Raw genomic sequence first — 26,965 nt, 5'->3', positions numbered from 1 at the left:
GACATGTCGGCCGGTCCGCGGATGACCATGCAGGTCCAGGCGGTGTTGCGGGCGTTCCTCACCGATCCCGCCCAGCGCCGTTACGGCCTGGAGTTGTGCGCGGCGACCACGTTGCCGAGCGGCACGGTCTATCCGATCCTGGCCCGGCTGGAGCGGATCGGCTGGGTCGAGAGCCACTGGGAGGAAGGCGGCGCGCAGGCGGGGGAGGGCCGTCCCCGGCGCCGGTACTACACCATCACCTCCGACGGCGCCGAACGCAGCCGGGACGCGATCGCCCGCGCGTACACCTCCCGCCGCCAACCGGCTCCTTACTGGCTGGAGGGACCCGTGGGAGGTCCGGCATGACCGAGGGCATCGGCGTCACCGGATCGCACCTCGACCCACTCCTTCGTGCGCTGCCCGCCACGCTCACCGCCCACGAGCGCGACCTGATCGAGCGGGCCTACACCGTGGCGGCATACTGGCACCGCGGCGGGCGGCGGGTCAGCGGCGACCCGTACATCACCCACCCGGTCGCGGTGGCCGTCATCCTCGCCGAGCTGGGCAGGGAGCCCGAGCTGCTGTGCGCCGCCCTGCTGCACGACGTCCTCCGGGACACCGCGTGTTCGCGGGAGGAGCTGGCCCGCGAGTTCGGGGACGACATCAGCGGGCTGGTCGCCGGTCTGAGTGATCTGGACGATCCCGACCGCCGCGCGGCCGGCTGGGAGACTTCGACCGATGAGCGCATCCTGCTGCTCAAGGTGGTCGATCGGCTGCACAACCAGCGGACGATGCGGTTCCTGCCGCCGGACAAGCAACGCAGGAAGTCCCTGGAGACGCTGGAGTTCGTCGCGCCCGTGGCCGGACGGCTCGGGATGGAGCAGGTCGAGCAGGAGCTCCGCCGGCTGGCCAGGGCCACCCTGTGGCCGCACGACCAGGCGGGGGTGCGGGCGTCCTTCCGGGCGATCGCCGCCGGCGCTTTCCTCCTCCCGCGCCGGCAGCGGCATCGCTGGTTGGAGGAGTGGCTGAGCGATCTGCAGGACCTGCCCGACAGGCGGTCCCGGCGGCGCTTCACCGCCCAACTGCTGGTCGGCATGCCCAGACTCGCCGCCGAGCTGCGATGGCCGCTCCCCGACCTGCGCGGGCGCGTGGCGCGGGTGCTGCTGCGCTGCCTGCGCTGGGTCGTCGGCTCCAACGCCCGGGCGTGGTCGCTGCTCGCGCCCTTCCTCCTCTGGATCATCGCGCAGGCCGCCACGAGCAGCCTGTGGGAGGCCGTGGTGGTGCTGATGACGCTCCCGCCGGTGCTCAGCACGGGCATCGGCCTGCTGCGCGCCCGGTTGCGGGATCCCGGCGAGGACCTTTGAACGGACTCCCGCTCAGGAGTGGCCGATGATCCGGTGGGGCCGGTAGGGGGCCTCCAGGCGGGCCGCCTCCTCCTCGCTCAGGGACACCTCCACCGCCGCGATCGCGTCGTCCAGGTGAGCGACCTTGCTCGCCCCGATGATCGGTGCGCTCACCCCGGGCCTTCCCAGCAGCCACGCGAGGGCGACCTGCGCCGGGGGCAGGCCCCGTTCGCCGGCCACGGCGCGGACCGCGTCGACGACGTCGAAGTCCGCGGTGTCGTACATGCTGTCGGCCAGCGGGTCGCTGCCGGAGCGGACCGTGCTCCGCAGGCCGTCGCGCCGGCGGCTGCCGGTGAGCAGCCCGCGCGCCAGCGGGCTCCACGGGATGACGCCCACTCCCTGGTCCAGGCAGAGCGGGATCATCTCCCGTTCCTCTTCCCGGTAGAGGAGGTTGTAGTGGTTCTGCATCGACACGAACCTGGTCCAGCCGGCGGCCTGAGCGGCGTGCTGCGCCTTGGCGAACTGCCAGGCGTACATGCTGGAGGCCCCGATGTAGCGTGCCTTGCCGGCCCGTACCACGTCGTGCAGGGCCTCCATGGTCTCCTCGATCGGGGTCTCGGGGTCCCAGCGGTGGATCTGGTAGAGATCGACATGGTCGGTCCCGAGCCTGGTCAGCGAGGCGTCGATGGCGGCCATCACGTGTTTGCGCGACAGACCCCGGTCGTTCGGGCCCGGCCCCATCGGGAAGTAGACCTTCGTGGCGAGCACGTAGTCGTCGCGGCGCTCGAAGAGCTTGGCGAGCAGCCGCCCGGTGACCTCCTCGCTCGCGCCTTCGGAGTACATGTCGGCGGTGTCGAAGAACGTCACGCCCATCTCGACGGCACGCCGCACGATCGGCTCGGCCGCGTCCTCCCGCAGCATCCACTCCCGGGAGCTCGGATCCCCGTACGTCATCATGCCGAGGCAGATCCGGGAGACCCGCAGCCCCGTCGAGCCCAGCTTCACGTATCGCATGACGCCCATCGTCGGCCGACTCCTAACTTAGGAGAATGGCGAATCGAAAGATCAGACCTGAACGAGCCTACGAATCCAAGGAAATGGACGCCCTCGACCTTCGTATTCTGGCCGAGCTGCAGGTCGACGCCAGGGTGAGCTTCGCCGAGCTGGGCCGCCGGGTCGGCCTGTCGGCCCCCGCGGTGGCCGAGCGGGTGCAGCGGATGGAGACGGCAGGAGTGATCATCGGCTATCGCGCCGAGGTCGACCCGCGGGCGCTGGGGTTCCCGGTCGCGGTGATGGTACGGGTCCGGCCGGCGATCCGCGAACTGCGGCGCATCTCCAAGATCGCCCAGGAGGTGCCCCAGATCGTCGAGTGCTACCGGATGACCGGCGACGACTGCTTCTATTTCACGATGCACCTGCGGGCGGTCGACGAGCTCGAACCGATCCTCGACCTGTTCGCCCCCTACGGCCAGACGACCACGTCCCTCGTCCATGCCGCGCCTGTGCCACGCCGCCCGCTGCCCCTGGAATGAGCCTCCCCAACTGCCCACTGGAACCCGCTCAGCGGGATGGCGCGAGAACCCGGACCCCGTCGCCGCCGTCACCGGACAGGAACGACGCCAGGCACCGGCCCTCCTCGGTGACTTCGGCGTGCTCGGCCCGCGTGAGGTCGCGCAGCGGGGTGACGACCACGAGGTCCGCCTCGACGGTCCAGGTCGCGGCGACCCGGCCGTCCACCAGTACGACCCGCGCGCCCGCGACGGACAGGCCGCGGTGGGCGTCGTCGATGATCCGGCTGCGGTCGTGGTAGCCGAGGATCGCGTTGTCGAAGGCCGGCAGGAAGCGTACCGGGGCCGGGGTGTCGGGGTCGGGGCGCGGCGCGTCCGGCAGGTCGAGCAGCTCGCGCCCGCGCTCGTCGCGGAAGGCGACCAGTTCCCCGCGGACGGCGGCCACCGCGGCTGGCAGCCCGGCCAGGCCGCACCAGGCGCGCAGGTCGGCCGAGGCGGCGGGGCCGAATGCCGCCAGATAGCGGCGCACCAGCGCCTCGCCGGCCGGATCGGTCCCCGGCGGGGCGGGCGGGTCGATGTCGCGGTCCAGCCACAGGGAGAGCGGGGCGTTGCGCACCCTGGACCGTGCGCGCCACATCCCGCGCGGCGGTAACTGCACCATCGGGACGAGCGCGGCGACCACCAGCTCGCCCAGCGCCCGCGGGCCCGGCGCCGGCCAGCGGTCGGCGAGCGCCCGTGCGATCTCGGTCATCGAGCGGGGCTCGCCGTCGGCCAGCACAGCGCGGGCGGCCACGGTGAGCTCGTCGAGATCCAGCCCGGCCAGCTCGCGGCGGTAGGTGCCGAGGACCCGCTGGCGCAACATCGCGTCGTGGCGGGCCCGCCAGGCCAGGACGTCGTCGGCGGCGAGGAGGTGGACGGTACGGCGCATGAGATGGGTCCGCACCACCCGCCGCCCGGTCAGCAGGCCGTCCAGCACCGCCGGGTCGAACGCTCGCAGCCGCGACCACAACCCGGTGAACGGCTCCTGCGGCTCCTGCGCCTGCAGGCCGCACAGGTGCGCGACGGCGTCGAGGACCGGGGTGTCGGCGCGGTCGAGCAGCAGTTGCCGGGCGAGCGTCGCGCGGTTGAGCGCCCTGGCGCCGAGGTCGGTCACCGGGTCACACCGTGGGGCGCTCGCCGGGTGCCGGGGCTGCTGGTCATCGCCTTCAGGTCCTTCCGGTAGCTCTCGGGGTACGGGAGGACGATCGCAGCGAAAGCGGCCAGGATGTGTCCTCTTCTCAAGGGAGCATGCGGGCATGCCGAAGACCTCAGCGCGACTGCTCGCCCTGCTCTCGCTGCTCCAGGCACGACGGGACTGGCCCGGTGCCCTGCTGGCCGAGCGGCTGGAGGTCAGCCCGCGTACCGTGCGCCGCGATGTCGACCGCCTGCGCGAACTCGGCTATCCCATCGTGACCTTCAAGGGCCCCGACGGGGGCTACCGGCTCGACGCCGGCGCGGAGCTGCCTCCGTTGCCGTTCGACGACGAGCAGGCCGTCGCGCTGGCCGTCGCCCTCCGGATGGCCACCACCAGCGGCGCCGGCATCGAGGAGGCCGCGGCGCGTGCGTTGGCCACCGTCCGGCAGGTCATGCCCGCCCGGCTGCGCCACCGCATCGACACCCTCCACGTCACCGCCGTCGACCAGCCCGCGACCTGGCCGGAGGTGAGCAGCGCCGTACTGGTGGCGCTCGGCGCCGCCGTGCACGCCCGCGAAGTGCTGCGCTTCGACTACACCCCCGCGTCCGGTGAGGACGGCGCCGGCGTGCGGCCCCCGCCCCGCCGGGTGCAGCCCCACCACCTCGTCACCTGGGGCGGGCGCTGGTACCTCGTCGCCGGGACCTCGACCGCGAGGACTGGCGCACCTTCCGCGCCGACCGGATCACCCCGCGCGTCCCCACCGGGCCTCGCTTCACCCCGCGCGAGCTACCCGGAGGCGACGTGGCCGCATACGTGACCGGCAGGTTCCGGGGCTCCCATGGCTCGGGGGACTGGCCCTGCCGCGGCGAGGTGATCCTCGACCTCCCCGCCACCGTCGTCTCCCGCCACACCCGCGAGGGCATCGTCGAGGAACTCGCCCCGGACCGCTGCCGGCTCGTCCTGGGCTCCTGGTCCTGGCCCGGCCTGGCCGCCGCCATCGGCATGTTCGACGCCGACATCGAGGTCGTCGGCCCGGCCGAGCTCAGACACGCCTTCGCCCACCTGGCCCACCGCTACCGAAGGGCAGGCCAGTGCTCCGGCCTTCAGGCCGGGGGTGAAGGCCCGCGCGGGAGTGCCCGCTAGGGCGCGGGCGTGCCCTGCCCTGACTGGTTTTGCTGCTCGGCCCACCAGGCATAGGGCACCAGGACGGCGAACGGTGCGCGGTTGCGTTCGATGACGGTGTGCTCGCCGAGGTAGTGGGCTGCGTTGACGCGGTCGCCGAGTTTCTCGCGTGCTTCTCGTACACCCATGCGAATATCCATAGATCGAATGGTACACTGTGTACCGTGCAGCTTCGTTACTCCTTCCGCCTCTACCCGACCCCCAGCCAGCATCAAGCGCTGGCGCGGGCGTTCGGGTGTGCGCGGGTGGTGTTCAACGACGGACTTCGCGCACGGGCCGAAGCCCACGATGCGGGTCTGCCGTACATCTCGGATGGCGACCTGTCCAAGCAGGTCATCACAGCAGCCAAGCAGACCCCGGAACGCGCGTGGTTAGGTGAGATCTCCGCTGTGGTGTTGCAGCAGGCGCTCGCCGACCTGAACACCGCCTACCGCAACTTCTTCAACTCGGTGTCGGGGAAGCGGAAGGGGCCGAAGGTCGCCCCGCCCCGGTACCGGTCGAAGAAGGACAACCGGCAGGCGATCCGCTTCACCAAGAACGCCCGCTTCGCAGTGACGGCGGGCGGGAAGCTGCGCCTGCCGAAGATCGGGGACGTGCCTGTTCGATGGTCACGCGACCTGCCTGCCGAGCCTTCGTCGGTCACGGTGGTCAAGGACGCGGCCGGGCGGCACTTCGCCTCGTTCGTGGTCGAGGTGCCCGAACGTCCCTTCCCGCCGGTCGAGTCTGAGATCGGCATCGACCTTGGGCTGGGCCACTTCGCAGTGCTGTCGAACGGCCGGAAGATCGACGCCCCGCGTTTCCTCCGCCGGGCAGAGGAGAAGCTCAAGCGCCTCCAACGGGCGCTGTCCCGCAAGGCTAAGGGATCGAACAACCGGGCCAAAGCCCGCCATGCTGTCGCTCGGCAGCACGCCAAGGTGGCTGACGCCCGCCGTGAGTTCCATCACCAGGAATCCACCAGGATCATCCGTGACAACCAAACGGTGATCGTGGAAGACCTGGCCGTGAACGGGCTCGCGCGCACCCGGCTGGCCAAGAGCGTGCATGACGCGGGCTGGTCGGCGTTCGTCGGCATGCTGAAGTACAAAGCGAAGCTGCACGGGCGGACCTTCCACCGGATCGACCGGTGGTTCCCCTCCTCTAAACTGTGCTCCGCATGCGGCGCACGTGCTGCGTCCATGCCGCTCGACGTTCGGGAGTGGAGCTGCGCGTGCGGCGCCGTCCATGATCGGGACGTGAACGCCGCGATCAACATTCTCGCCGCTGGACGGGCGGAGAGGCTAAACGCCTGTGGAGGGCTGATAAGACCACCGCTCGCGGTGGCGCAGCCCGGTGAAGCAGGAAGCCGCAGAGGTGCCGCGTGACGGGGCACGGGCTGAATCCCTGGCCTTCAGGCCGGAGAGCGCGTCAAGCCAGAGCCGCGACCGACGATCCGGCGCGAGCGGACGGCACGTAACGGCGCGTCAGACGATCCGGCCGGACGGACGACACGCGAACCCGACACTGACGACCTCCAAGGCCGCGCCCGCGCGGGCAACCACGAGCATGGCAATGGTCAGCGCAGCAGGGGGAGTCGGGCGGTGAGGCGCTCCACCACCGTGCGGGGGCCGAAGAGGCTGACCGCGTGGTACGCGGGCTCCTCCGTACGGGCCAGCTCCGCCAGGTAGTCGTCATAGACCACGGCACACTGCGCGATGTCCGCCATGTCGGACACCACCAGCTCCGGCTCTGCCGCCGCGTCGTCCCGGATCCTGCGCACGATGGCCGCGGGGGAGGCCAGCACCGTGCACCCCGTCCACGGCAGCCCGGCGTGAGCGCCCCCGGAGGCGTCGAGGCCGCCGGAGCCGACGATCGCGGGCGCCGCCGTCCCGACGGACGCGGCCAGGCAGGCGGCGGCGTTGGCCTGCAGCCCCCTGGGCAGGTCACGGTCCACCACGATCGCCCACTTGACCGCGAGCTGCTTGGTGGGCAGGTCACTACGCTGTTCGAGCACGTCCATGCCTCGACTCCCGTCTCCGAAGCTCCCTCAGAAGAGTCGCGACACAGCCGTTCATCCTTCAACCAGAACCACGCGTGTGGACGAACTTGATACGGCGATCCTCGGTGAGCTCCAGCGTGACGGCCGCCAGACCAACCGCGAGCTCGCCGAGCACCTCGCCCCCTCGACCTGCCTGGAGCGCGTACGCTCCCTGCGCGCCGACGGCGTGATCGAGGGCCTCCACACGGAGGTGAGCCTCGACGCGATCGGCCGCCCCGTCCAGGCGCTCATCAACGTACGGCTGCACCCCAAGATCCGCGAGGCCGTCGAGGGGTTCCGCGACTACGTGGCCGCCCTGCCCGAGGCGCTGGCCGTGTTCGTGGTGTCGGGCGGCGACGACTTCATCATCCAGGTGGGCGTGCGCGATGCGGGTCACCTGCGCGACTTCGTCCTGGACCACGTCGCGCGGCACCGCAACATCGCCGACGTACGCACGTCCCTGGTCTACGACCACATCCGCAAGACCTCGGTCGAGGTCCTGCCACCGGCGCCCCCGTCGCGCCGCCGTACTGCGCGCAAACGATGAGCGGCAGCGCCCCGGAGGATCGCCCTAGACTGACCGATCGTGGACTGGATCGAGCGGGTCGCAGAGATCCGGCGCTGGAGCAGAGGTGGCGAGCGCGCCCCGCACAAGCCCCTCCTCCTGCTGTACGCGCTGGGCCGTTTCCAGCGGCACGGCAACCGGCCCATCCCGTTCAGCGCCGCCGAGGTCGAGCTCAGGAAACTCCTCAAGGAGTACGGCCCGCCCCGAGACACCAGCCCCGGCTACCCCTTCCACCACCTCACGAACGACGGCCTCTGGCTGGTCGACACCCGCCACGGCGCCGGCAGTCCCGGCCCGGAGCTGGGACGGTTGCGCGACAGCCGGGCCGCCGGCCACCTGCACCCCGACCTGGCCCGCGCCCTGTCGGAGGAGCCCGGCCTGCTCGGGCGGATCGCCCGCTACCTCCTGGACGCCAACTTCGCCCCGTCCCTGCACACGGACCTGTGCCTGATGGCCGGCCTCGACCTGGAGACGGCCGAAACCGCCACGGACATCAAGAAACGCCGTGACCCGGGCTTCCGCGACCGGGTGCTGATGGCGTACGAGTACTGCTGCGCGTTCTGCTCCTACGACGGCTGGCTGGACGGCACGGTGGTCGGCCTGGACGCCGCGCACGTGCGCTGGTGGGCCTTCGACGGCCCCGACGACGTCGCGAACGGCCTGTGCCTGTGCGCCATCCACCACAAACTGTTCGACAAGGGTGTCCTCGGACTGACGGCGGAGCGCACCATCGCCGTCTCGGCGAAGTTCGTGGGCCGCTCGGAGTCGTCCCGCGCCATGGTGCTCTCCCTGGCCGGCCGCCCCGCCCGGGAACCGCAGCCCGGCCTGGAGGCGGTCGAGGGCGAACACCTCACCTGGCACCACCGTCAGGTCTTCCGCGCACCCGCCCGTACGGCCGGGACCACCACCTGATCGGGCCCTATGGCCGCCCCCGCTCCGCCCGCCGGAACGCCAGCCAGCCCATGGCCACGAACCAGGCATGCACCTCGATGATGCCCAGCCGCTGCACCAGCCCGGCCACCCCGTGCTCCGCCCCTTCCGCGGTCTGCTGGAAGGTCAGGAAGAACGCCACTAGCAGGACCAGCGTCAGCGGGCTGCCCGCCAGCAGCCAGGTGCCGAACCGGCGCCACCCCGGCAGGCGGCGGAAGGACAGCCCGGCGACCAGGAAGCCGATCACCGGCGTGCCGATGGCCAGCAGGAAGCCGAGCGAGTGCGGCATCATCTGCTCCAGGTCGTAGATCCCGCAGATGATCTGCCCCACGCCGGTGAGTCCGAGCAGGACCGTGCAGGTCCGGCTCCATGGCGCCGGGACCGTTCGGTAGACGCCGGCCACGCCGACGATGAGGATCAGGCCGGTGGCGACGAACGCGGTGTTCATGTACGGCGCGGTCGCTCCGAGGCCGAGTCCGCTGACCGGCTGGCTGATGGGCGAGTAATCGGCGAACCGGTGGCCGAACAGGGTGTAGCCGGGGCTGACCGTACCCAGCACGAGCCAGCACAGCTCGAACACCAGGGGACCGGCGATCGCCCCGAGAGCCGCCCAGCGGGCGGCCGCGGGCGGATAGGCAGCACGGAACATGACAGAGCTCCTCCAGAGCGGGGTCGTGGTGATGTGCTCCGCGGGGAGGATTCCGGCTAGCCTTGCGGTTGCCGACCTCGTGCGACCGGTTCCGTTCCCGCGGGATCAGTGCGAGGCCGACCCCGGCCGCGGTGTTCCCGCACCGCGACCGGGGTCGTTTCCGGGTCAGTCCGGCGGCTCACCTCCTTGCCCGTAAAAGGCGTGCACCCGGGCCCACTCGGTGCGCCAGCCCGTCACCGGATCGATGATCCGCTGGACGAGCCGCTCGACGAACGCGATCTCGGCCTCCAGCAGCGCGAGCCGATATTCCTCCTCGACGACGAACAACTCCGGCATGCCGGAGCTCAACGTGCCCTCGATCAGTGCGGCGGTCTCCTCGCGCTGCCCGGCCAGCCGGTCCAGCCGCCTGCGCAGCAGCTCGACGGCCTCGTCCGGGGGCAGCGCCCCGATGAGCGACAGGGCGGCGACGAAGCCCAGGAATTCGTGCCGGGGCTCTTCGACCAGTTCACGCAGCCAGTCGCGCTGCTCCTGCCGGCCCTCGTCGGTCAGGCCGTACACGGTCCGCTCCGGCAGTTGTCCCTGACGGGTCGTCTCCACCTCGACGATCAGCCCCGCCCGGGCGAGCTGCCCGACCACCATGTAGAGGGACCCGTGGCGGAACTTGATGCTGCGGTCGTCCCCGTGGTCGCGCAGGGTCCTGCTCAGCTCGTACGGATGCATCGGCCGCTGACTCAGATAGGACAGGACGGCCAGGGCCAGCAGATTGCCCACCTTACGCTTCTTCGCCATCCGCCCTCCCCTCTCCAGGACCAACTATCCATATTCGACTAGTCAATGTCAACTAGTCGAAAAACCACGGCCGTCCGGCCGCTCCGCACGATGGACAATGGGGTCGCACGTGGGGCCACCGAAACACGGCGCCGCCGGACTCCTGCGGCGGAGTCCGGCGGCGTCTGTCAGGTCAGGAGCGGAGCCTCATGACCAGTAGCACAGGCCCCTGCGAGCAGCCCGGACCCTGAAGCCGAAGTCGTGGACGACCTCCCCCGGGCCGACCTCGCGCCGTTCGCCCCCGTAGCCCGGCCAGTTGTAGAAGCACCAGAAGTCGGGGGTGTTGTTGGCCGCCCAGAGGACGGGCGGCCTGATGTCGGGCTCGTCGTCGACGATCAACCGGAGGCTGCCCTCGGTGTCGTAGGCGCAGACCGCGAGAATCAGGGGACAGGGGAAGGCGGATTGGGCGGCGGGGGCCGCGGCGGAGGGCAGGGCCAGACCGAAGGTGGCGGTCGCCATGGTCAGGAGTACGGCGGCTCCCCGGAGGAGGGTTCTCATGGTCGCTCCTTGCTGTTCGGGAACGCCTGCGATCGCAGACACCTGAGTCAATAACACTGTGTAATCAATTGGCAACAAAGAGCGACGACACTGTGTCGCCAGCGTCAACGCGACCGTCCGGTGCATGACGCGAGCGAGCGCTCACAGCCGTTCCCGCAGCCCTGATGTCCGGCAGGGCAGGCTCGGCTACGCGCCCGCCACCAAGGAGGCCGGAGGTGACGTGCGGATCTGGCGCCTGTCCAACATGAACAAGTGGCGGCTGGCCATCGAGGCGCACAAGGACAAGATCCTCGTCAACGAGCCCGGCTGGAACCTCGACGGCCGGGTCTTCTTCCAGTTCGCCGGCCCCCGAAGCGGCGCCCGCGCGCTCCACGACCTCGCCAGTTGAGCGGTCACTCCGGGCGTGGCGGGTGTTCCCGTCCCTCCGCCGCCGGGCGTCCGAGCAGCCTGTCGAGGTCGCGGCGTTCGCGTTTGGTGGGGCGACCCGCTCCACGAGCTCGAACGGCCACCGTCACGACCTCCTCACGCGGAGGGGGCGGAGGACTCTTGTCGACGTAGCACTCGGCGGCCACGGCGGCACCGACGCGCTTGGTGATGATCCGGGAGACGACCACAATGCGCTCCCGCCCCTCGTGCCGCAGCCGGACCTCGTCACCGGCCCGGACGACGTGCGCCGGCTTGACCCGCACCCCGTTGACCCGGACATGACCGCCTCGGCAGGCGTCTGACGCGATCGAACGGGTCCTGGTGAGCCGCACCGACCAGATCCAGCTGTCCACCCGCGCACTCAGCTGCTCACCCGCCATGCCGACACTGTACTGAGAGTGCCACGTCACCCGCTTCGCTGGGGAAAAGACGTCACAGGCCCTCGACGGCATCCCGGTATAGACCAGTTGACAGGGCCGTACTCCCCGTCGTTGTAAATCCGATATTCGGCGGTATAGACCGAACCGTTCTGTCTGTCTAAGCTGACCCAAGATCCCTATAAAAGGGATATAGCCGCCGTCCTGGCCACCAACCGGTACAGACCAGTCACCCCCCAAGAACAAGGAGGCGGTCATCGAGTCGAGCGAGAGGATCGCCAGGACGGTCGCCCTCAGGCCGCGTGACACCCCCCAGCGCCGATCTGACACCCGCACGCACGCTCCCCTGTCGAGCGGGTGGTCCGGACATGTCAATCAATGCCCGACAGCGACCTGTGCTGGAGGTGCGCGGCACCCGATGTAAGGAGTGACGTGCAGTTCTCGTTCTTATCGCCGAAGCGGGAGCGGAGGTACGGCGGAGGCCGTCGGCCCCGCGCAGTCCCCGCTCTGACAATCGGCGCGCTTCTGGCCACCTTGTTCGTCCCCCTGACGGTGGGACAGGCCCTCGCCGACACGCCCACGGCCTCCGCCGTTCCCTCACCTTCCGAGAGCGTCAATCTCGCACTCCAGCCGGGCGCGGTCGCCTCCGCCAAATCCCAACGTACGACCCGGCCCGAAGCGACGTACGCGCCCGCCAACGCCATCGACGTCTTCGCCCACAACGGCTGGACCTCGAACTACGCCACGGTCGGGGACGGTTATGACCCGACCCGGGACTGGTTCCAGGTCAAGCTGGCCGAGCCGGCCCCGGTCTACGAGGTGTTCAGCCTCTGGACGTCCGCGGCCAAGCCGACCGAGTACGAGTTGCAGGTGGCCACGGACGCCGGCTGCCAGACGTGGTCGACGGTCGCCCACGTGGTGAATCCGAGCGACAAGGATTCCCAGGTGATCGACCGTAAGGACCCGATCTCCTGCGTACGGATGCAGGCCCTGGCCACGAACTCCAGGACCGGATACACGATCAACGAGTTCGAGGTGTGGTCCGGCCCCAAGCCGGCGCCGGTCGTGGGTCAGATCATCCCCGTGCCGGTGCGGCAGACGCCCGGCACCGGCCGGCCGTGGGAGCTCACGGCCAAATCCCGGATCGTGGTATCCGACGACGGCGATGGCCTCGCCGCCACGGCCGAGGTTGTCGCGGGCTACCTGAGGCTGGCCACCGGGTACGCGCTCCCCGTGGTGACGGGTTCCGCCACCGCCGCCGACATCGCCCTCACCCTCGCGCCGGTGCCCGACCTGCCACAGGGCAACGAGATCGCCGCGGCCGAAGGCTACTCCCTCACGGTGTCGAGCGCCGGGGCCAAGATCGTGGCCCCGAAGGCGCACGGCCTGTTCAACGGCTTCCAGTCCCTTCGGCAGTTGTTGCCGGCGGCGAGCTACTCGCCCACTCCCGGTACGGGCCCATGGACGGCGCAGCCCATAACGGTCGTGGACTACCCGAGATATGCGCATCGAGGTCTCCAACTCGACCCTGCCCGCAACTTCCTGACCGTGGCCGAGACGAAGTCCATGATCGACCAGTTGGCGGCGTTGAAGGGCGACCGGCTGCACCTGCACCTGAGCGACTCCCAGTCCTGGCGCCTTGAGATCAAGGGCTACCCGGCACTGGACGGCAGGGGCTGCAACGGAACGGGCTGCGTCGCGGGCTTCTACACGCAGGAGGACTTCAAGGACCTGGTCGAGTACGCGGCCGATCGGTTCATCGAGGTCGTACCCGAGCTGGAGGGCCCGGCCCATGCCACGGCGGCGGTCGCGGCCCTGGGCGGCCTCGCGGTCATGGGCTGCCAGGGCCAGACCCAGACCGACCGGTTCTGCACCGATCCGAACGACCCGGCCAGTGGGCGGGCCCTCGCGTTCTGGAGAGACGCGATCGCGCAGCTCGCCGAGATCACTCCCGCACCGATCATCCACATCGGCGGGGACGAGGCCATCGGGATGCGCCACGACCACTACATGTGGTGGATCCGGCAGATGGAGATCATCGTCAACGACAACGGCAAGCGGATGATGGGCTGGAACCCGGCGCTGGAAGGGTACGCACCGGATTCCACCTCCATCAACCACTACTGGTCCGACTACACCGGCGGCGGGCCCCCGCTCATCAAGCCCGAGTGGTTCAACCACGGCCGGGACGTCATCGTGACCCCGGAATACAACGCCTATCTCGACTTCGGCTATGACGGATCCCCCGGCAGGACGCCGCGTACGGAACTTCTCCAGTCCTACTCGTGGGACCCGGAATGGGTGTACGAGAAGTACCGGTCGGTCTGGGCCCAACCCGCTTACGGCGGGCCGAAGGCGGAGGACATCCTCGGCATCGAGGCGCCCATCTGGGGCGAGCAGATGCGTGGCCTGGCCACGAACGAGTACATGGTCTTCCCGCGGCTGGCCGGAATCCTGGAGAAGGCCTGGTCTCCCAAGGTGCTCACCCAGGACTACGACGCGTACCGGCAGCGACTCAGCGCGGCCGGACCCCGGTGGGCGTTCGCGAACGTGAACTTCGGCACCATATCCCAGGTCACCTGGAACACGGCGGCCATGGGAACGGTCGCCCGTTTCGGCGTGGACAGGACGCTGAGCAATGTGCCCCTGGCGCGTATGACCGCCGGTTCGATTCCGCCCGGTAGTTTCACGGCCGTGATCGACTGGGGTGACGGATCCCCGACGGAGACCGCCGTCATCGCTGGACGGGATTATGTGGCGAGCCAACGGCAGGGCAGAAGCCTGATGTCGGTCAGCGGGAGCCATTCCTATCCGGCGGACCAGGCGTACCAGGGAACCGTCACCTACCGTTATCAGGACCAGACGTGGGCCGTGCCGTTCGTCGCGACCGGCGTCCCGTCCTGCACGAAGACGATCAGCGGGACGCACCGTGGCCCATTGACCGTCACCTCGGGTGTCGTGTGCCTCGATGACGCGACGGTCACCGGTCCCGTGACCGTGCGTGCAGGCGCCGGGCTTTACGCGTCCGGGTCCGAAGTGCGCGGCCCGCTGACGGCGTCCGGGGCGGTCAACGTCCTGGTGTGCGGCACCACGGTGTCCGGGCCGGCCGGCCTGACCGGTGGTACGCGGGTCTGGCTCGGCAACCGCAACGGCGGCTGCGCGCCGGCGACGATCAAGGGCCCGGTGAGCGTCAGCGGCACGACGGGTCAGGTGACGATCGAGGGCACGACCGTGGGCGGCCCGCTCGTCGTGCAGAACAACACGGCGACGACGATCGTCGCCGGTAACCACATCGGCGGGCCACTGTCGTGCACGGGGAACACCCCCGCGCCGACCAACGCCGGCCGGCCGAACACCGCCTCCGGCCCGAAGTCGGGGCAGTGCGCCGGGTTGTAGCCCGGTAGGTCACGCGGCCCTCCCACATCTCTGAGCTGGGAGGGCCGCCGTGACGGGATCAGGCACGAGCACCGTTCAGATGGGGGTAGCCGCTCGCCGGTCGGGGCGCGGGCTACGGGGGACGCGTGGGAAGGCGATCCGGCGGCGATGGGGACGACCTCATCGGGTCGCGCGGCCAGTGCGTTGAGCGGAGCCGGGGTGCTGGCGTCGCCGTGGACGAAGGCCAGGCGGTCGTCGGTGAGAACCGAGTCGAGAGGGGCCAGGTTGCCGATGCCGTCAGTTCATCGAGTGCGGCCGGCCTGATGTTCTCGTGCTCCGCGAGCAGGGTGCTTCAAATAATCTCGGTGCCAATGTGAGCCGAATATTCAAGCCCACCGATTCCGTAATTAGTCCCAGGTGCTGTCGTCGAGGTCGGCGGGGGCGTCCCAGGTGCTGTCGTCCAGGTTGGAAACGGTGTCCCAGGTGCTGTCGTCGCTGGTGCTGACGGTGGAGGCGAGGTCCCAGGTGCTGTCGGCGGAGGCGGGAGCGGCGTTCAGGGTGAAAATTCCGGCGATGATTCCGGCGCCGATGACGAGCGAGACGCGGGAGGTGCGGCGGGCCTTGGCGGAAGCGGTGAGGTTCATTTTCCCGGTCCTTTTGTGAGTTGTTTGTGTTTCGTCCTCGCACAACCAACTCTGCGCTTCCGGCAATCGCCGATCCAGACGAATGGAAGGCAGTAAGCTGCCTCGGCGCTTCCGCTTCCTGCCAGGGGGTGCTCCCAGGAGACCGTACGGACTAGAAGTCGTACCCGGCGAAGTCGGTGACCGGGACATATCCGAGTCGCTGGTAGAGGGCGTTGCTGGTGGCGTTGGCCGGGTCCGCGAACAGGACGACGTCCGTCGCGCCCGCGGTCAGCGCGGCCCTGCTCACCTCCACCGTAACGGCGCCGGCGTAGCCGCGACCCCGGAGGTGGGCCGGGGTGTAGACGGGGTCCACCCGGATCATGCCACCGACCATCGAAGTCGAGCCTGCCATGGAGAGCGGACTGCCGTCCGAAGCCTCCCAGAACGTGAAGTGTTTGTCGGCGAAACGCGATTCGGCCCAGGAGTCGGCGTCCATGGAGGCAGCCTCTCCGACGGCGGCGACGAACTCACCGCACCATCGGACGACTTGCTCATGGTCCTGCGCGTCCGCGACCCGACCCCGGCCGTCCGGGAACGGCTCCGGTGCGTTGAGCGTGCCCAGGCGGTAGAGACGGGTCCGCGAGAAGAGCACCGGCGCTGCGCCTGTGTGCCGCTGCCACGCCTCGGCGAAAGCGGTGGCGGTGTCGTGGTCCGCGGTGACGCCGGGGAGGGAGTGGCCGAGGTCGGCCAGGTGGACGGCGAGGGTGCCGGCCTGCTCGGGGGAGAGGGGCGTGAGGGTCAGGCGACGGGACGGACGGCGGTAGAAGATGGCGCTCACCTCGCCCCCTGACTCCAGCAGGCCGAAGACGGTGGCTTCGGCGCCGTGCGCGTCCGCCCCGCGGATTCGCAGTTTCTCGATCACCGTCAGCGGCATGGTGTGCAGGGCGGGACGCGAACGCAGGAAGTCCCCGGCTCGGGCGAGAAAGTCGTCGACGTCTTCGGTGAGATGCCAGTCGTTCGGGCGCATACTTCATGATCCCCGCCGTACTCGACCTCTTGCGGCATGACCCGACACTGCATATCGTGCCGATGTATCTACTCGATATATCGGGCCGACGGTTCGCCGTGGCCCGGCTGACGAGGGAGCGGCGATGAGGCGGATCGACTACGACACGGAGCAGTACCAGGACTACGCGCGGGGCCGCGCGCTCACCGAGCAGCAGCGGCAGACCTGGATCAGTGCCTTCGCAGCGGTGCTGCCCGAGCGGCGCCCGCTGGTGGGGCTGGACGTCGGCTCAGGGACGGGCAGGTTCACCCCCGCACTGGCGCGGGCGTTCGGGCCCGTCACGGGCGTCGAGCCGTCGGTACGCATGCGCGAGATAGCGCAGGCGCAGCCCCCGCATCCCGACGTGCGATACCTGGCGGGCTCCGCCGAGGACATGCCGGTGCCGTCCGGCAGCGCCGACTACGCTCTCATGTTCTTGTCCTGGCACCACGTCCAGGACAAGCCGCGGGCGGTCCGGGAGCTCACCCGGGTGCTCAGGCCCGCCGGACGGCTGCTCCTGCGCGCGAACTTCAGCGACCACCATCCCAGGCCGTGGTGGCTGGAGCACTTCCCCCGCGGCTTCGAGGCGGACGCCGCGCTGTTTCAGCCGCTGCACGAGGTCATCGAAATGTTCACGTCGGAGGGCTGGCGCGTCACCAGCTTCGGTACGGTCACCGAGCCCTCCTACGGCACCCGCGCCGACATGCTCGAACGGCTGCGCCTCCGCACCCTCTCGTTCTTCGCCCAGCTCAGTCCCGACGAACTGGAGTCCGGCTTCCGCCGCTTGGAGCAGGCTGTCGCCGCGGATCCCGACGCGCCGGCACCCGTGTTCCCCGAGCCGCTGCTCACCCTCGAACGGCACTGAGGGCCACCGGATCATCGGCCGATGGAACGCAGGTAGGCCCCGAGGGTCTCGGCGGCCTTGACGTTGCGGGGGCCGGTCACGGCCTCGCCGTACGAGATGACCTGGTAGCGGTGCTGTTTGATCGCCGGCACCGACTTCAGCTGCGGCAGTGACTCCAGGTAGGCGATCTTGTCCTTGGCCGGCTGGTCGGCGTAGTCGATGATCAGGATGACCTCCGGCCTGGCCTTGACCACGGGTTCCCAGCCGACGCTCGTCCAGCCCTTGTCCAGGCCGGCGAAGATGTTCACGCCACCGGCCGAGGAGATGATGTCGTTGGGCGAAGCGTTGGCTCCCGAGGTGAAGGGCTGGTCGGTGCCCGAATCGTAGACGAACACCTTCGCCGGTTCGCCTCCCGCCGGCCAGGTCTTCCTGAGCGCGGCGATCCGGCCCTTGAGCTCGGCGACGACCTGGCTGGCGCGCGGTTCGACGCCGAAGACGCGGCCCAGGTTCTCCAGGTCGGTGTAGAGGGCCTGCAGCGGTGGCACTTTGAGGCGGTTGGACCCGTACTCCCAGCAGGTCTCGGTGTGCAGGTAGCTGGCGATGCCCAGCCGGCGGAGCAGCGCCGGGGTGATGCCGCGTTCCTCGCTGAAGCCGAAGTTCCAGCCCGCCAGCACCCAGTCGGCCTTGGCGGCGACGACGATCTCGCGGGTGATGTGTTCGGTGCCGAGGCGTTCGACCTTGGTGTAGTCGTCCTTCCACGGGGATCCGGCGATGGAGGGATCGCTGAGGGCGTTCATGACGTAGCCGCGCATCCGGCCGGCCAGGCCCAGGGCGAACATCTTCTCGACCCCGCTGATGTCGTAGGCGACCGGCTGTTTCGGGCGGGGGTAGGTGACGTCCTGGCCGCAGTTGGAGATCGTGACGGTGGCCGGCGCGCCGGTGGCGGCCGGTCGCACGGTGGCTCCGCACCCGGTGGCCAGCACGAGTACGGCGAGGAGCGGCTTGAAACGGATCACGAGCGTGTTCCTCCATCGAGGTCGTAAAGCAGTTGAAGGGCACCGGTCCGCGGATGCGCCACGATCGTGACCTCGATGCCGAAGACCTTCCGGATCAGTTCCGGGGTGAGGACCTCGGCCGGGGCCCCGGTGGCGACCAGCGTCCCGGCCTTCAGGACGGCGATGCGGTCGCAGGCGGCGGCGGCGAGGTTGAGGTCGTGCAGCGCGGCGAGCACGGTCAGGCCCGACTCGCGCAGGAAGGTCAGCAGTTCCACCTGGTGGCGCACGTCCAGGTGATTGGTGGGCTCGTCCAGGACCAGCACCCTCGGTTCCTGGACCAGGGCGCGGGCGACGAGCACCCGTTGCCGTTCGCCGCCCGACAGTGTCAGCACGCTGCGATCGGCGAGATGGGTGACGTCCATGCGTGCCATGGCCCGGCGGCACAACTCCCGCTCCCGCGCATCCAGCGCGCGGTTGCCACGGACGTGCGGGGCCCGGCCGAGACCGACCACCTCCTCGACGGTGAAGTCGAGGTCGATCTGGCCGTCCTGGGCGAGGGCGGCGATCGAGCGGGCACTTTCGCGCAGCCTGAGCGAGGTCAGATCCGTGCCGTCCAGCAGCACCGCCCCCGAACTCGGCCGCAACGCGCGATACACGCAGCGCAACGCGGTGGACTTCCCGCTGCCGTTCGGGCCCACGACCCCCACGACCTGGCCGGCCTCCACGTTCAGGTCGAGCCGGTCGATGAGGGCCCGTCCGGCCCGTTCCACCGTGAGCTCACGCAGGGAGAGGATCATCTACCGGCCTCCGAACAGGTAGCCGCGGCGGCGGATCAGCATGATGAACACCGGCACGCCGACCAGCGCGGTGAGCGCGCCGAGCGGCAGCTCCTCGGGGGCGACCAGAGTGCGCGCCAGCAGGTCCACCCAGACCATGAAGACGGCCCCGGCCAGCGGAGCGACCGCCAGTACCCGCCGGTGACCGGACCCGACGACGATCCGTACCATGTGCGGCAGCACCAGCCCGACGAAGGCGATCGCGCCGCTGACCGCCACGATCAGGCCCGTGGCCAGCGCGGTCAGCAGGAACAGCCCACGCCGCACCACCGCGGCGTCCACGCCCATGCCGGCGGCGCTCTCGTCGCCCATGGACAGCACGTCCAGCGACCGGCCGTGCCGCAGCAGCACCACCACGGTGACCAGCACGCCCGCCGTCACCACCGGCAGCGACTGCCAGGTCGCCGAACCGAGGCTGCCCAGCAGCCAGAACAGCACCGTACGGGCCGCCTGCCCGTTCGGCGACAGGAACACCAGCACGCTCATCAGCGCCTGGAACCCGTACGCCAGCGCCACCCCGGTCAGCACCAGCCGCAGCGGCGTCAGCCCGAGCGACCCCCGAGCGGCCAGATACACCAGCACCGTCGCACCCAGCGCGCCCAGGAACGCCGCGACCGACAGCGCGTACACCCCAAGCCCGGCGAACACCCCGAACACCACCACGGCCGTCGCCCCGACCGAGGCCCCCGAAGAGATGCCCAGGACGAACGGATCGGCCAGCGCGTTGCGCACCAGGGCCTGGACCGCCACGCCCACGACGCTCAGCCCGGCCCCCACCACCGCCGCGAGCAGCACGCGAGGCGTGCGCACCTCCCACACGATGGAGTACCCGGTCACCTCCTCCGCCCCGATGCCGCCGCCGGTGAGAGCGGCCACCAGATAACGGACGACGTCCTCCACCGGCACGACCGTCGGCCCCAGCGCGATACCGGCCAGAACGGACGAAACCAGCACGGCCGCCAGCGCCAGCAGCGGCCCCGTCAGGCGTCTTCGACCCGCGCTCGCGGACGGTAAGACGGCAGCTGAAAATGATGTCGAGTCCCTCGCCATGAGGTCCCTTCCGCGCATGCGGCAGCCCACGACGGCTGCCGGGATTCAGCCAGAACGCGAAGGCACCCGCCTCATCGAGGCGACCAGGTCACAGCGGCAGCCCGGCGGCACGAGAACGCGCGGCGCGGGTCGCTTTCCAGGTTGTCGATGTGAGGCGGGTCAGCCGACCGGCGGACCCCGCCGCACCACCGCATGGGACAGCCACAACGGTACGGCGTCACCGAGCGGTCGATCGTGCTCCGCGCCCGCCGGTATCCGCTCCACCCGCTCCATGGGAACGAGATGGCGATACAGGAACCAGACGACGTCCGCGACCAGCCGCCGTAGCAGCGCCCACAGGGCCGACTCGCCCCGGTCCAGCCACCACGCGGTCAGCAGCGTGGCCACCGCGTGGAAGACCAGCATGCCCGTGTCCGGCGAGAGGGCGTGGTGGCCGGCATACGTCCCGGTCTCGAAGAGGATCGTACGCGGAAGGCCGGAGAACAGCAGGTGCGACATCACCTGTCCGGCCCCGAGCAGCGGCAGGATCACCGCGTACGACCGCTCGCGACCGGTGGCGGGCAGGCCGATCCCCAGCCCCACCGCCAGGCCCAGCGCGAGCGTCGGAGCCGTCACCGTCCCACCGGCCAGAACATGTGCCGCCGACGCCAACCCGGCACACACCACGGCGAACACCGCCGAGCGGGCCAAGCGCAACATCAAGTCAGCGGGCATCACCGGCATCATGGCATGAAACCCCTACCAAGCACGATCGTCCCGGCAGGTCCGTGTCCCGCCGCGAGGACGCGGCGCGAATGGTGGCCGGGCGGCACGCGATAAAACCAGATCCCGGTCTTCACGGACGCCAACGCCAGTGACGTACATCACATTTCTGGTTTCGGTTGCGGCGACGGATTTCCTCTCGACGGCTGGTCTTGATGCGGACGAAACCCGACCACCACGCCGGAGGCTCCCATGTCCGATTCCTTGAAAACCGCCGTTGTCACCGGGGCCAGTCGCGGCTTCGGGCGAGCGATCGCCGCCGCGCTCGCCGCCACGGGCGCCTGCGTCGTCGGTATCGCCCGTGATGAGCGGGAGCTGCGTGCCGTACGCGATGAACTCGGTGAGGGCTTCACGGGCGTCGCCGCCGATGCCACCGACGAAGGGCTCGCGCAGCGCGTGATCCGCGAGCACCGTCCTGACCTGCTCGTCCTCAACGCCGGGGCGACGCCCCACATGGCACCCTTGCACGAGCAGACCTGGGAGACCTTCAGCCGCCACTGGCACACCGACACCCGGCACGCCTTCGCCTGGATCCGGGCGGCGTTGCGGGAGCCGCTGGCGCCCGGCAGCGTGGTCGTCGCGATGTCCAGCGGCGCCGTCCTGGGCGGGTCGCCGCTCAGCGGTGGGTACGCCAGCGCGAAGGCGGCCATCAGATACCTGCGCGGCTACGCGGCCGACGAATCGGAGCGGGCTGGGCTGAACATCCGGTTCCACACGCTGCTTCCCCAACTGACCCCGTTGGGAGGTGTCGGCACGGTGGGGGTCGCGGGCTACGCCGCACGCCAGGGCGTCGATCAGGACACTTTCGTCGAAGGCCTGAGGCCGATCCTCACCCCGGAACAGGTCGCCAAGGCCGTCGTGGAAATCGCCATGGACGCAGGCGGCGCTCCGGAGTACCTGGTCAGCGGGGCCGGACTGAGCCTGGTCAGCTGAGCCGCCGCCTACAGTGGACAGCACAGCATCTCTGGGAGAAGGCGCAATGCTGTCGGACGCCGAGTTCGCCGCACTGGCCGAGCCGTTCCGGCCGGAGTTGCTCGCGCACTGCTACCGGATCCTCGGCTCCATCCATGACGCCGAGGACCTGGTGCAGGAGACCTACCTGCGGGCATGGCGGGCGTTCGGCCGGTTCGAGGGCCGATCTTCGGTGCGCCGGTGGCTGTACAAGATCGCCACCATGGCCTGTCTGACGGCGCTGGAAACCCGCTCGCGGCGGCCGCTTCCCTCGGGATTGGGCGCGCCTTCGGACGATCACCGGGTGGCCGTCGCTCCCCGCGAACCGTCGGTGGCGTGGCTCCAACCGGCGCCCGACGCGCTGTTCAGGGCCGACGACCCGGCGGTGATCGTGGCCGGCAGGACGGGGGTGCGGCTCGCGTTCATCGCCGCGCTCCAGCTCCTGCCTGCCCGGCAGCGGGCGGTGCTGACGTTGCGGGACGTGCTGGAGTTCCGTACGGCCGAGGTCGCCGAGATGCTGGACACGACGACCGCGGCCGTCGACAGCGCGCTTCGCCGTGCCCGGGTCCGCCTGGCCGAAGCGGGACCGGTCGAGGACGACCTGGCCGAGCCGGACGAGGAAACCCGCCGAACCCTCCTCGAAGGTTACGTCGACGCGTTCACCCGGGCTGACCCCGGCGCGCTGGTCGATCTCCTGCGGGCCGATGTCGAGCTGGAGATGCCGCCGAACGACACCTGGTTCACCGGCCGCCGGGCCGTCGTCGGATTCCTGGCCGGCCGGGTGCTGAGCAGGGATCGGTTCCGGCTGGTGCCCGCCGGCGCCAACGGCCAGCCGGCCGCCGTCGCCTATCTGCGCGCGGGTGACGGCCGGTACGAGGGGCACGGCGTCCAGGTCCTGACGCTGATCGGGGCGCAGATCGCGCGCATCACGGCCTTCAACGACCCTGGCCTGGTGCCGACGTTCACCCGAGTTCCGCAATCTGGGTCGGCCGGACCAATAGGGTTTCGCGGTTATTCGTTCTGATGGTCGCCATGCCCCAGCTCGGACGGACCCCACATGCAGACATGCAGGAGAACCGACCGAAGGCCGGGGGTGTGCGGGGTGCCGTAGGCCGGTTCGCCGGCCGCGGAGCCGGCCACCGCACGGCGCGAACCAGCCGAAACGCCCGGAACTGGGATTGATGTACCAGTTAGGCCGATTATGATCTTTACAGGTAGAAAACGGTGGATTACCTTGATCAGTGGAATTACCCGTTGGGAGGCGCCCCCGACATCGAACGTGATTGCCGTGCCCCAGGTCGGCGAGGCGATCACCGAGGTGACGACAGGAGATTTGCCGTGGGCTCCTCCGACAACTCTTATCCATCACCCGACAAACGAGAAGCGTCCTCTCACGATCCCGCGATTCCGCATTCACAGCGGGTGGCGCGCCGCTCACCACGGCGTATTAAGCGCCCGCTCCCGGCATTGGCGGCCCTCCTGGTGGGCGCCGCCGTCGTCATAGGAAATGCGCCCCTGCGGGGAACGGGAACAGAAGGCACCGTCGCATTCAACGGCAAGGTGCTGTCCTCGGCCGCGGAGTACACCATCGGCCTGCAGCCGGCCACGGACCCGGGCCCCTTCCCGGGAAGCGTCACCCCGACGACCCCCACCATCACGATCGCCGGCGCGCGTGACGGGCAGAGCACCTTCGACGTCGTCAAGTACTCCCAAGTGCAGCCGAAGGCGCCCGGGCAGATGGACTTCGACCACTTCCATACCGGGATAGAGATCGAGTGGTGGCTGAAAAAGTGGGCCCACGATCATCCTGACCTGGTCGACTTATACGTCGTCGGGGAGAGTTTCAGCGGTCAGCCGATCTACCAGCTGACGATCACGAAAAAGTCCACCGGTGCCGACACCGACAAACCTGCCGCCTTCTTCGAAGGCAACCGGCACTCCGGCGAGACGTCCTCGGCCGAGAGTTCGCTGTGGCTCGCGCACCATCTGATCACGCAGGCCGGCAAGGACAAGAAGGTCGACGAACTGCTCGCCGAGAAGGCCTTCTACATCAGGCCGGTCAACAACCCGGACGGGCACAACCTGTACCTCTACACCGCCCAGACGAACCGCTCGTCGGTACGTCCGCAGGACAACGACGGCGACGGCAAGCTCGACGAGGACTCCGGCGAGGACCTCAACAAGGACGGATACCTGAGCCAGATGCGCCAGTACGTCGGCGCCGGCAAGGGAACGCACGTGATCGACGAACGCGACCCGGCCAAGACCGTCATGCTCAACGTCGGCGCCGGTAAGGGCGACTACCTCATGTTCTCCGAAGGGGTCGACAGCGACGGTGACGGTGCTTCCAACGAGGACGGTATCGGCGGCCTCGACCTGCACCGCAACTACCCCTACAACTGGCACGTGATGCCGGACGCCGACGCGACGGGGCGGAACCTGACCCAGGGCGGTGCCGGCGCGTACCCCTTGTCGGAGCCGGAGACCCGTCACGTCTACACCTGGCTGATGTCGCACACGAACATCGGCGTGGTGAACAGCATGGACACGCGGGTGCCCATGCACCTTCGCGGGCCGTCGACGTGTGACCCGAAGGAGTGCATGTACACGAGCGACCGCAAACTGTACGAGCACTTCGACAAGGCGGGCGCCGGGTTCACCGGCTACCGGTACACCGGCAGCGTCTACATCGACTACGCCACCCGCAACGGTGGTGAGCCCGAGCCGCTGTTCGGTCACGGGCCCGACTTCGGCTACTTCCAGTACGGCGCCATCTGGTACGGCGACGAGCTGTGGAACGGCGGTGACTTCAAGGACTACGACGGCGACGACAGGTTCTCCGACTGGGAGCGGTCGCGGTGGTGCGCCGAGAACGGCCGTACCAACTGCTTCCTGCCGTGGACCAAGATCCAGCACCCCACGCTGGGCGAGGTCGAGGTCGGCGGGATCAACCCCAAGTTCTGGTCGCAGAACCCGTCCGCGGACCTGATCGGTCAGTGGGCCGCGAACCAGGCGCGCTTCAACCTCTACCTGTCCGAGTCGCTTCCGCAGGTGAGCCTCTCGCAGGTGAGGGTGAAGCCGCTCAGGGGCGGCCAGAGTGACGGCGCGACCCACGAGATCACCGCCACCGTCACGAACTCGGGCCGCATCCCCACCGCACTGGAGCAGGCGAAGGAGATCAAGATCGTCACCCCTGACACCGTCAAGGTCGACGGTGCGAGGGTCGTCGGCGAAGCTCCCGAGTTCTACCTGGACGGCGGGAAGGCACAGAAGGTGACGCTCCGGGTGACCAAGGGCAACGTCGACACGGTCAAGGTGAACGCGGTCAGCGTTCGCGGCGGCCTGTCCTCCGCGACGGTACGTCTGAGCTGATCTCCTGACATCGTCCCCGCCTCACGCTCACGTGGGGCGGGGACGACTGCACGACGCACACCATGCCCCTGGAGGGCAACCACTGGTCCTCCATCGACACGATCACCCGCGCGGTGTTCGCCGACGAGTACGCCGTCGTTATCCGCCGGCTCTCCCATCATCGGGGCTTGATGGTGGTCGGCAGGGACCGGAAACCGCGGATGCTGGGGTGGTGCATGCGGATCGGCGTACCGACCTCGTAATCCTCGTGCACGGCCGCCACCAGTTCTTCGAGCACGATCCGGCTCTCCAGCCTGGCCAGCGCCGCGCCCAGGCAGAAGTGCGGCCCCGTGCCGAACGCGATCGCCTTGGTGGTGTCGCGGTCGAGATCGAACGTGTCGGGCGCGGGGAAGACCCGCGGGTCGTGGTTGGCCGCGGCGAAGATCAGCAGTAGCCGCGAGCCGGCCGGGACCACGGTGCCATGCCATTCGACGTCACGGGTGACGAGCCGGGCGAGCATCTGGCCGGAGGTGTCGTAGCGGAGCGTCTCCTCGACCCAGTCGCCGATCCGGCCGGGCCGGAAGGCGATGCTGCGCTGGCCGGGATGGCGGGCGGCCTGGTACCAGGCGTTCCCGAGGATCTTGGTCGTGGACTCATTGCCTGCCACGCCCAGCAGCAACAGCACGGCGCGGATGTCGGTGTCCGACAGCCGCTCGCCGTCGATCTCGGCGGCGATGAGCGCGGACAGCAGGTCGTCGCCGGGGTGGGCACGCCGGTCGGCGGTGAGCTCCTGGTAGTAGCCCTGGAGTTTGCGCGTGGCGTCGGCGGCCGAAGCGGTGACGGCGCCGCTGCCCTCTTCGCGGTGCACGCTCTCATTGGACCAGTGGAGGATCTGCCGGCGGTCGGCCGCAGGCACGCCGACCAGCTCGCTGATGACGTCGGCGGGGATGTTCTGGGCGAAGTCGGCGATGAAGTCGAACTCGGCTCCGGCGTCGAGCGCGGCGTGCAGGTAGTGGCGGGTGATCTGCCGGATGCGCGGCCCCAGCTCGGCGACTCGTCTCGGCGTGAACGCTCGGGAGATCAGTGCCCGGAATCGGGTGTGGTCGGGCGGGTCCATGGCGATGAACGACTGGCGTTTGGCGATGTCCTTGGACCATAACTCCAGGCTCACGCCGTGGCTGTTGCTGTAGGTGGTGTGGTCCCGGCCGGCGGTGTACACGTCGGCGTGCCGGGTCAGGGCCCAGAAGTCCACCTCCTCGTTGCGGTAGATGGGCGCCGTCTCGCGCATGAGCGCGTACGTCGGGTACGGATTCTCGTGCATGGCGTAGTCGTACGGGTTGTAGATCAGCACGTTGCTCACGAGACCCCTATCAGGAGCGTGGAAGGGGTAGGGAGGTGCGCTCAGCTTCGCAGCCATGCCGGGGTGAGGCAACGGTTCGCCTGGACGCTGTCCGGTGGGCATCTCTTGAGGTGGGCGCGGCCGAGTCCTTCGTCGGGCGGTGACGCGGCGGCGTCGAGACCGGCGGCGTGCCGGAATGAGGCCCAGCCCTGGCGGCGCCGGTACAGGTCCCCCACGTCCAGACCGGTCTCCCGGAAGAAGGGCTCCGCCTGCCCGGCCGCGCGTAGCCGCCGGTAGTCGAGCGCGGCGGCCATCCGGCAG

At 69.6% G+C, this 26,965-nt stretch carries 28 protein-coding genes and 1 pseudogene; 13 read left to right on the top strand and 16 right to left on the bottom strand.

The features are described from left to right. Positions 1-3 precede the first annotated feature (3 nt). Positions 4-345 (top strand): PadR family transcriptional regulator, encoded by a 342-nt coding sequence (locus BLS95_RS32150; protein WP_245765412.1) that lies wholly within the window; start codon positions 4-6, stop codon positions 343-345. Then, the gene (locus BLS95_RS32145) at positions 342-1,343 is read left to right on the top strand and encodes an HD domain-containing protein (RefSeq protein ID WP_090939966.1); all 1,002 of its coding nucleotides are present in this window, start codon (positions 342-344) and stop codon (positions 1,341-1,343) included. The genes BLS95_RS32150 and BLS95_RS32145 overlap by 4 nt, the downstream gene beginning before the upstream one ends. A 12-nt stretch (positions 1,344-1,355) precedes the next feature. Here the strand turns inward: BLS95_RS32145 and BLS95_RS32140 are convergent, their stop codons facing one another. Further along, positions 1,356-2,336: an aldo/keto reductase gene (locus tag BLS95_RS32140; RefSeq protein WP_090940426.1), complete on the bottom strand. Its 981-nt coding sequence runs from the start codon at positions 2,334-2,336 to the stop codon at positions 1,356-1,358. Between the two features lie 83 nt (positions 2,337-2,419). On the opposite strand from BLS95_RS32140, the gene BLS95_RS32135 reads away from it, so the two are divergent. Beyond that, on the top strand, positions 2,420-2,854 hold the full coding sequence (locus tag BLS95_RS32135) for an Lrp/AsnC family transcriptional regulator (RefSeq protein WP_218136085.1): 435 nt from the start codon (positions 2,420-2,422) through the stop codon (positions 2,852-2,854). A gap of 28 nt (positions 2,855-2,882) precedes the next feature. Here the strand turns inward: BLS95_RS32135 and BLS95_RS32130 are convergent, their stop codons facing one another. After that, a complete protein-coding gene (locus tag BLS95_RS32130; RefSeq protein ID WP_090939960.1) occupies positions 2,883-3,983 on the bottom strand; it encodes a winged helix DNA-binding domain-containing protein in 1,101 nt (366 codons plus the stop codon). 142 nt (positions 3,984-4,125) lie between these two features. Here BLS95_RS32130 and BLS95_RS32125 point away from each other — a divergent pair. Beyond that, positions 4,126-5,147: pseudogene (locus BLS95_RS32125) on the top strand (helix-turn-helix transcriptional regulator). On the opposite strand, the gene BLS95_RS55970 reads toward BLS95_RS32125, so the two are convergent. Then, complete coding sequence (locus BLS95_RS55970; protein WP_176993484.1) at positions 5,144-5,314, bottom strand: type II toxin-antitoxin system Phd/YefM family antitoxin; 171 nt, start codon at positions 5,312-5,314, stop codon at positions 5,144-5,146. The pseudogene BLS95_RS32125 and the gene BLS95_RS55970 sit on opposite strands and share 4 nt — an antisense overlap. A gap of 36 nt (positions 5,315-5,350) precedes the next feature. Between BLS95_RS55970 and BLS95_RS32120 the strand changes: the two genes are divergently transcribed. Then, positions 5,351-6,547: an RNA-guided endonuclease InsQ/TnpB family protein gene (locus BLS95_RS32120; RefSeq protein ID WP_143043946.1), complete on the top strand. Its 1,197-nt coding sequence runs from the start codon at positions 5,351-5,353 to the stop codon at positions 6,545-6,547. A gap of 191 nt (positions 6,548-6,738) precedes the next feature. Here the strand turns inward: BLS95_RS32120 and BLS95_RS32115 are convergent, their stop codons facing one another. After that, on the bottom strand, positions 6,739-7,182 hold the full coding sequence (locus BLS95_RS32115; protein ID WP_090939957.1) for a DUF2000 domain-containing protein: 444 nt from the start codon (positions 7,180-7,182) through the stop codon (positions 6,739-6,741). Between the two features lie 76 nt (positions 7,183-7,258). Between BLS95_RS32115 and BLS95_RS32110 the strand changes: the two genes are divergently transcribed. Both BLS95_RS32110 and BLS95_RS32105 read left to right on the top strand, forming a co-directional pair. Then, on the top strand, positions 7,259-7,747 hold the full coding sequence (locus BLS95_RS32110; RefSeq protein ID WP_090939954.1) for an Lrp/AsnC family transcriptional regulator: 489 nt from the start codon (positions 7,259-7,261) through the stop codon (positions 7,745-7,747). Between the two features lie 39 nt (positions 7,748-7,786). Further along, positions 7,787-8,677, top strand: coding sequence for a phosphorothioated DNA-binding restriction endonuclease (locus BLS95_RS32105; protein ID WP_090939951.1), 891 nt, complete (start codon positions 7,787-7,789; stop codon positions 8,675-8,677). 7 nt (positions 8,678-8,684) lie between these two features. Here the strand turns inward: BLS95_RS32105 and BLS95_RS32100 are convergent, their stop codons facing one another. The 3 genes from BLS95_RS32100 to BLS95_RS32090 form a co-directional block, all read right to left on the bottom strand. Next, positions 8,685-9,344 (bottom strand): DUF998 domain-containing protein, encoded by a 660-nt coding sequence (locus tag BLS95_RS32100; RefSeq protein WP_090939948.1) that lies wholly within the window; start codon positions 9,342-9,344, stop codon positions 8,685-8,687. A 165-nt stretch (positions 9,345-9,509) separates the two neighbouring features. Further along, on the bottom strand, positions 9,510-10,133 hold the full coding sequence (locus tag BLS95_RS32095) for a PadR family transcriptional regulator (protein WP_090939944.1): 624 nt from the start codon (positions 10,131-10,133) through the stop codon (positions 9,510-9,512). 186 nt (positions 10,134-10,319) lie between these two features. Next, complete coding sequence (locus tag BLS95_RS32090; RefSeq protein ID WP_143043945.1) at positions 10,320-10,670, bottom strand: hypothetical protein; 351 nt, start codon at positions 10,668-10,670, stop codon at positions 10,320-10,322. A gap of 124 nt (positions 10,671-10,794) precedes the next feature. Between BLS95_RS32090 and BLS95_RS54535 the strand changes: the two genes are divergently transcribed. Further along, entirely contained in the window at positions 10,795-11,058 is a 264-nt protein-coding gene (locus tag BLS95_RS54535; RefSeq protein ID WP_143043944.1) for a hypothetical protein, read from the top strand. A gap of 4 nt (positions 11,059-11,062) precedes the next feature. Here BLS95_RS54535 and BLS95_RS32085 read toward each other — a convergent pair whose 3' ends face one another. Continuing rightward, entirely contained in the window at positions 11,063-11,476 is a 414-nt protein-coding gene (locus BLS95_RS32085; protein ID WP_090939938.1) for an RNA-binding S4 domain-containing protein, read from the bottom strand. A gap of 531 nt (positions 11,477-12,007) precedes the next feature. On the opposite strand from BLS95_RS32085, the gene BLS95_RS32080 reads away from it, so the two are divergent. Then, on the top strand, positions 12,008-14,869 hold the full coding sequence (locus BLS95_RS32080; RefSeq protein ID WP_176993483.1) for a beta-N-acetylhexosaminidase: 2,862 nt from the start codon (positions 12,008-12,010) through the stop codon (positions 14,867-14,869). Positions 14,870-15,255: 386 nt separating this feature from the next. Here the strand turns inward: BLS95_RS32080 and BLS95_RS32075 are convergent, their stop codons facing one another. After that, on the bottom strand, positions 15,256-15,492 hold the full coding sequence (locus BLS95_RS32075; protein ID WP_090939931.1) for a hypothetical protein: 237 nt from the start codon (positions 15,490-15,492) through the stop codon (positions 15,256-15,258). A 151-nt stretch (positions 15,493-15,643) separates the two neighbouring features. Then, positions 15,644-16,498, bottom strand: a complete 855-nt coding sequence (locus BLS95_RS32070) for a GNAT family N-acetyltransferase (RefSeq protein WP_090939929.1) — start codon at positions 16,496-16,498, stop codon at positions 15,644-15,646. A gap of 124 nt (positions 16,499-16,622) precedes the next feature. On the opposite strand from BLS95_RS32070, the gene BLS95_RS32065 reads away from it, so the two are divergent. After that, a complete protein-coding gene (locus tag BLS95_RS32065) occupies positions 16,623-17,381 on the top strand; it encodes a class I SAM-dependent methyltransferase (protein WP_090939926.1) in 759 nt (252 codons plus the stop codon). An 11-nt stretch (positions 17,382-17,392) separates the two neighbouring features. Here the strand turns inward: BLS95_RS32065 and BLS95_RS32060 are convergent, their stop codons facing one another. The 4 genes from BLS95_RS32060 to BLS95_RS32045 form a co-directional block, all read right to left on the bottom strand. Beyond that, positions 17,393-18,376 (bottom strand): ABC transporter substrate-binding protein, encoded by a 984-nt coding sequence (locus BLS95_RS32060; protein ID WP_090939923.1) that lies wholly within the window; start codon positions 18,374-18,376, stop codon positions 17,393-17,395. Further along, complete coding sequence (locus tag BLS95_RS32055; RefSeq protein WP_090939920.1) at positions 18,373-19,152, bottom strand: ABC transporter ATP-binding protein; 780 nt, start codon at positions 19,150-19,152, stop codon at positions 18,373-18,375. The genes BLS95_RS32060 and BLS95_RS32055 overlap by 4 nt, the downstream gene beginning before the upstream one ends. Continuing rightward, positions 19,153-20,145, bottom strand: coding sequence for a FecCD family ABC transporter permease (locus tag BLS95_RS32050; RefSeq protein WP_483869878.1), 993 nt, complete (start codon positions 20,143-20,145; stop codon positions 19,153-19,155). A 255-nt stretch (positions 20,146-20,400) separates the two neighbouring features. Beyond that, on the bottom strand, positions 20,401-20,955 hold the full coding sequence (locus tag BLS95_RS32045) for an MFS transporter (RefSeq protein ID WP_143043943.1): 555 nt from the start codon (positions 20,953-20,955) through the stop codon (positions 20,401-20,403). A 240-nt stretch (positions 20,956-21,195) separates the two neighbouring features. On the opposite strand from BLS95_RS32045, the gene BLS95_RS32040 reads away from it, so the two are divergent. The 3 genes from BLS95_RS32040 (at position 21,196) to BLS95_RS32030 (ending at position 25,326) form a co-directional block, all read left to right on the top strand. Next, the gene (locus BLS95_RS32040) at positions 21,196-21,936 is read left to right on the top strand and encodes an SDR family oxidoreductase (protein WP_090939912.1); all 741 of its coding nucleotides are present in this window, start codon (positions 21,196-21,198) and stop codon (positions 21,934-21,936) included. 13 nt (positions 21,937-21,949) lie between these two features. Then, complete coding sequence (locus BLS95_RS32035) at positions 21,950-22,978, top strand: sigma-70 family RNA polymerase sigma factor (protein ID WP_090939909.1); 1,029 nt, start codon at positions 21,950-21,952, stop codon at positions 22,976-22,978. A 443-nt stretch (positions 22,979-23,421) separates the two neighbouring features. After that, positions 23,422-25,326, top strand: coding sequence for a M14 family metallopeptidase (locus BLS95_RS32030; protein ID WP_218136084.1), 1,905 nt, complete (start codon positions 23,422-23,424; stop codon positions 25,324-25,326). A 157-nt stretch (positions 25,327-25,483) separates the two neighbouring features. Here BLS95_RS32030 and BLS95_RS32025 read toward each other — a convergent pair whose 3' ends face one another. Both BLS95_RS32025 and BLS95_RS32020 read right to left on the bottom strand, forming a co-directional pair. After that, positions 25,484-26,665, bottom strand: a complete 1,182-nt coding sequence (locus BLS95_RS32025; protein WP_245765410.1) for a cytochrome P450 — start codon at positions 26,663-26,665, stop codon at positions 25,484-25,486. A gap of 41 nt (positions 26,666-26,706) precedes the next feature. After that, on the bottom strand, positions 26,707-26,958 hold the full coding sequence (locus BLS95_RS32020) for a hypothetical protein (RefSeq protein WP_090939903.1): 252 nt from the start codon (positions 26,956-26,958) through the stop codon (positions 26,707-26,709). Positions 26,959-26,965: the final 7 nt, after the last annotated feature.

The organism is Nonomuraea jiangxiensis (assembly GCF_900099965.1).
In the GTDB taxonomy this organism is placed as follows: domain Bacteria; phylum Actinomycetota; class Actinomycetes; order Streptosporangiales; family Streptosporangiaceae; genus Nonomuraea; species Nonomuraea jiangxiensis.
Note: the sequence above shows the minus strand (reverse complement) of the source record. Positions and strands in the feature narration are given on the sequence as shown.

Excerpts from the sequence above, each read along its gene's own strand:
- BLS95_RS32150 (WP_245765412.1), top strand. The coding sequence starts at position 4 with ATGTCGGCCGGTCCGCGGATGACCATGCAGGTCCAGGCGGTGTTGCGG.
- BLS95_RS32145 (WP_090939966.1), top strand. The coding sequence starts at position 342 with ATGACCGAGGGCATCGGCGTCACCGGATCGCACCTCGACCCACTCCTT.
- BLS95_RS32140 (WP_090940426.1), bottom strand. The coding sequence starts at position 2,336 with ATGCGATACGTGAAGCTGGGCTCGACGGGGCTGCGGGTCTCCCGGATC.
- BLS95_RS32135 (WP_218136085.1), top strand. The coding sequence starts at position 2,420 with ATGGACGCCCTCGACCTTCGTATTCTGGCCGAGCTGCAGGTCGACGCC.
- BLS95_RS55970 (WP_176993484.1), bottom strand. The coding sequence starts at position 5,314 with ATGGGTGTACGAGAAGCACGCGAGAAACTCGGCGACCGCGTCAACGCA.
- BLS95_RS32115 (WP_090939957.1), bottom strand. The coding sequence starts at position 7,182 with ATGGACGTGCTCGAACAGCGTAGTGACCTGCCCACCAAGCAGCTCGCG.
- BLS95_RS32100 (WP_090939948.1), bottom strand. The coding sequence starts at position 9,344 with ATGTTCCGTGCTGCCTATCCGCCCGCGGCCGCCCGCTGGGCGGCTCTC.
- BLS95_RS32095 (WP_090939944.1), bottom strand. The coding sequence starts at position 10,133 with ATGGCGAAGAAGCGTAAGGTGGGCAATCTGCTGGCCCTGGCCGTCCTG.
- BLS95_RS32090 (WP_143043945.1), bottom strand. The coding sequence starts at position 10,670 with ATGAGAACCCTCCTCCGGGGAGCCGCCGTACTCCTGACCATGGCGACC.
- BLS95_RS54535 (WP_143043944.1), top strand. The coding sequence starts at position 10,795 with ATGACGCGAGCGAGCGCTCACAGCCGTTCCCGCAGCCCTGATGTCCGG.
- BLS95_RS32085 (WP_090939938.1), bottom strand. The coding sequence starts at position 11,476 with ATGGCGGGTGAGCAGCTGAGTGCGCGGGTGGACAGCTGGATCTGGTCG.
- BLS95_RS32075 (WP_090939931.1), bottom strand. The coding sequence starts at position 15,492 with ATGAACCTCACCGCTTCCGCCAAGGCCCGCCGCACCTCCCGCGTCTCG.
- BLS95_RS32070 (WP_090939929.1), bottom strand. The coding sequence starts at position 16,498 with ATGCGCCCGAACGACTGGCATCTCACCGAAGACGTCGACGACTTTCTC.
- BLS95_RS32065 (WP_090939926.1), top strand. The coding sequence starts at position 16,623 with ATGAGGCGGATCGACTACGACACGGAGCAGTACCAGGACTACGCGCGG.
- BLS95_RS32055 (WP_090939920.1), bottom strand. The coding sequence starts at position 19,152 with ATGATCCTCTCCCTGCGTGAGCTCACGGTGGAACGGGCCGGACGGGCC.
- BLS95_RS32045 (WP_143043943.1), bottom strand. The coding sequence starts at position 20,955 with ATGCCCGCTGACTTGATGTTGCGCTTGGCCCGCTCGGCGGTGTTCGCC.
- BLS95_RS32040 (WP_090939912.1), top strand. The coding sequence starts at position 21,196 with ATGTCCGATTCCTTGAAAACCGCCGTTGTCACCGGGGCCAGTCGCGGC.
- BLS95_RS32020 (WP_090939903.1), bottom strand. The coding sequence starts at position 26,958 with ATGGCCGCCGCGCTCGACTACCGGCGGCTACGCGCGGCCGGGCAGGCG.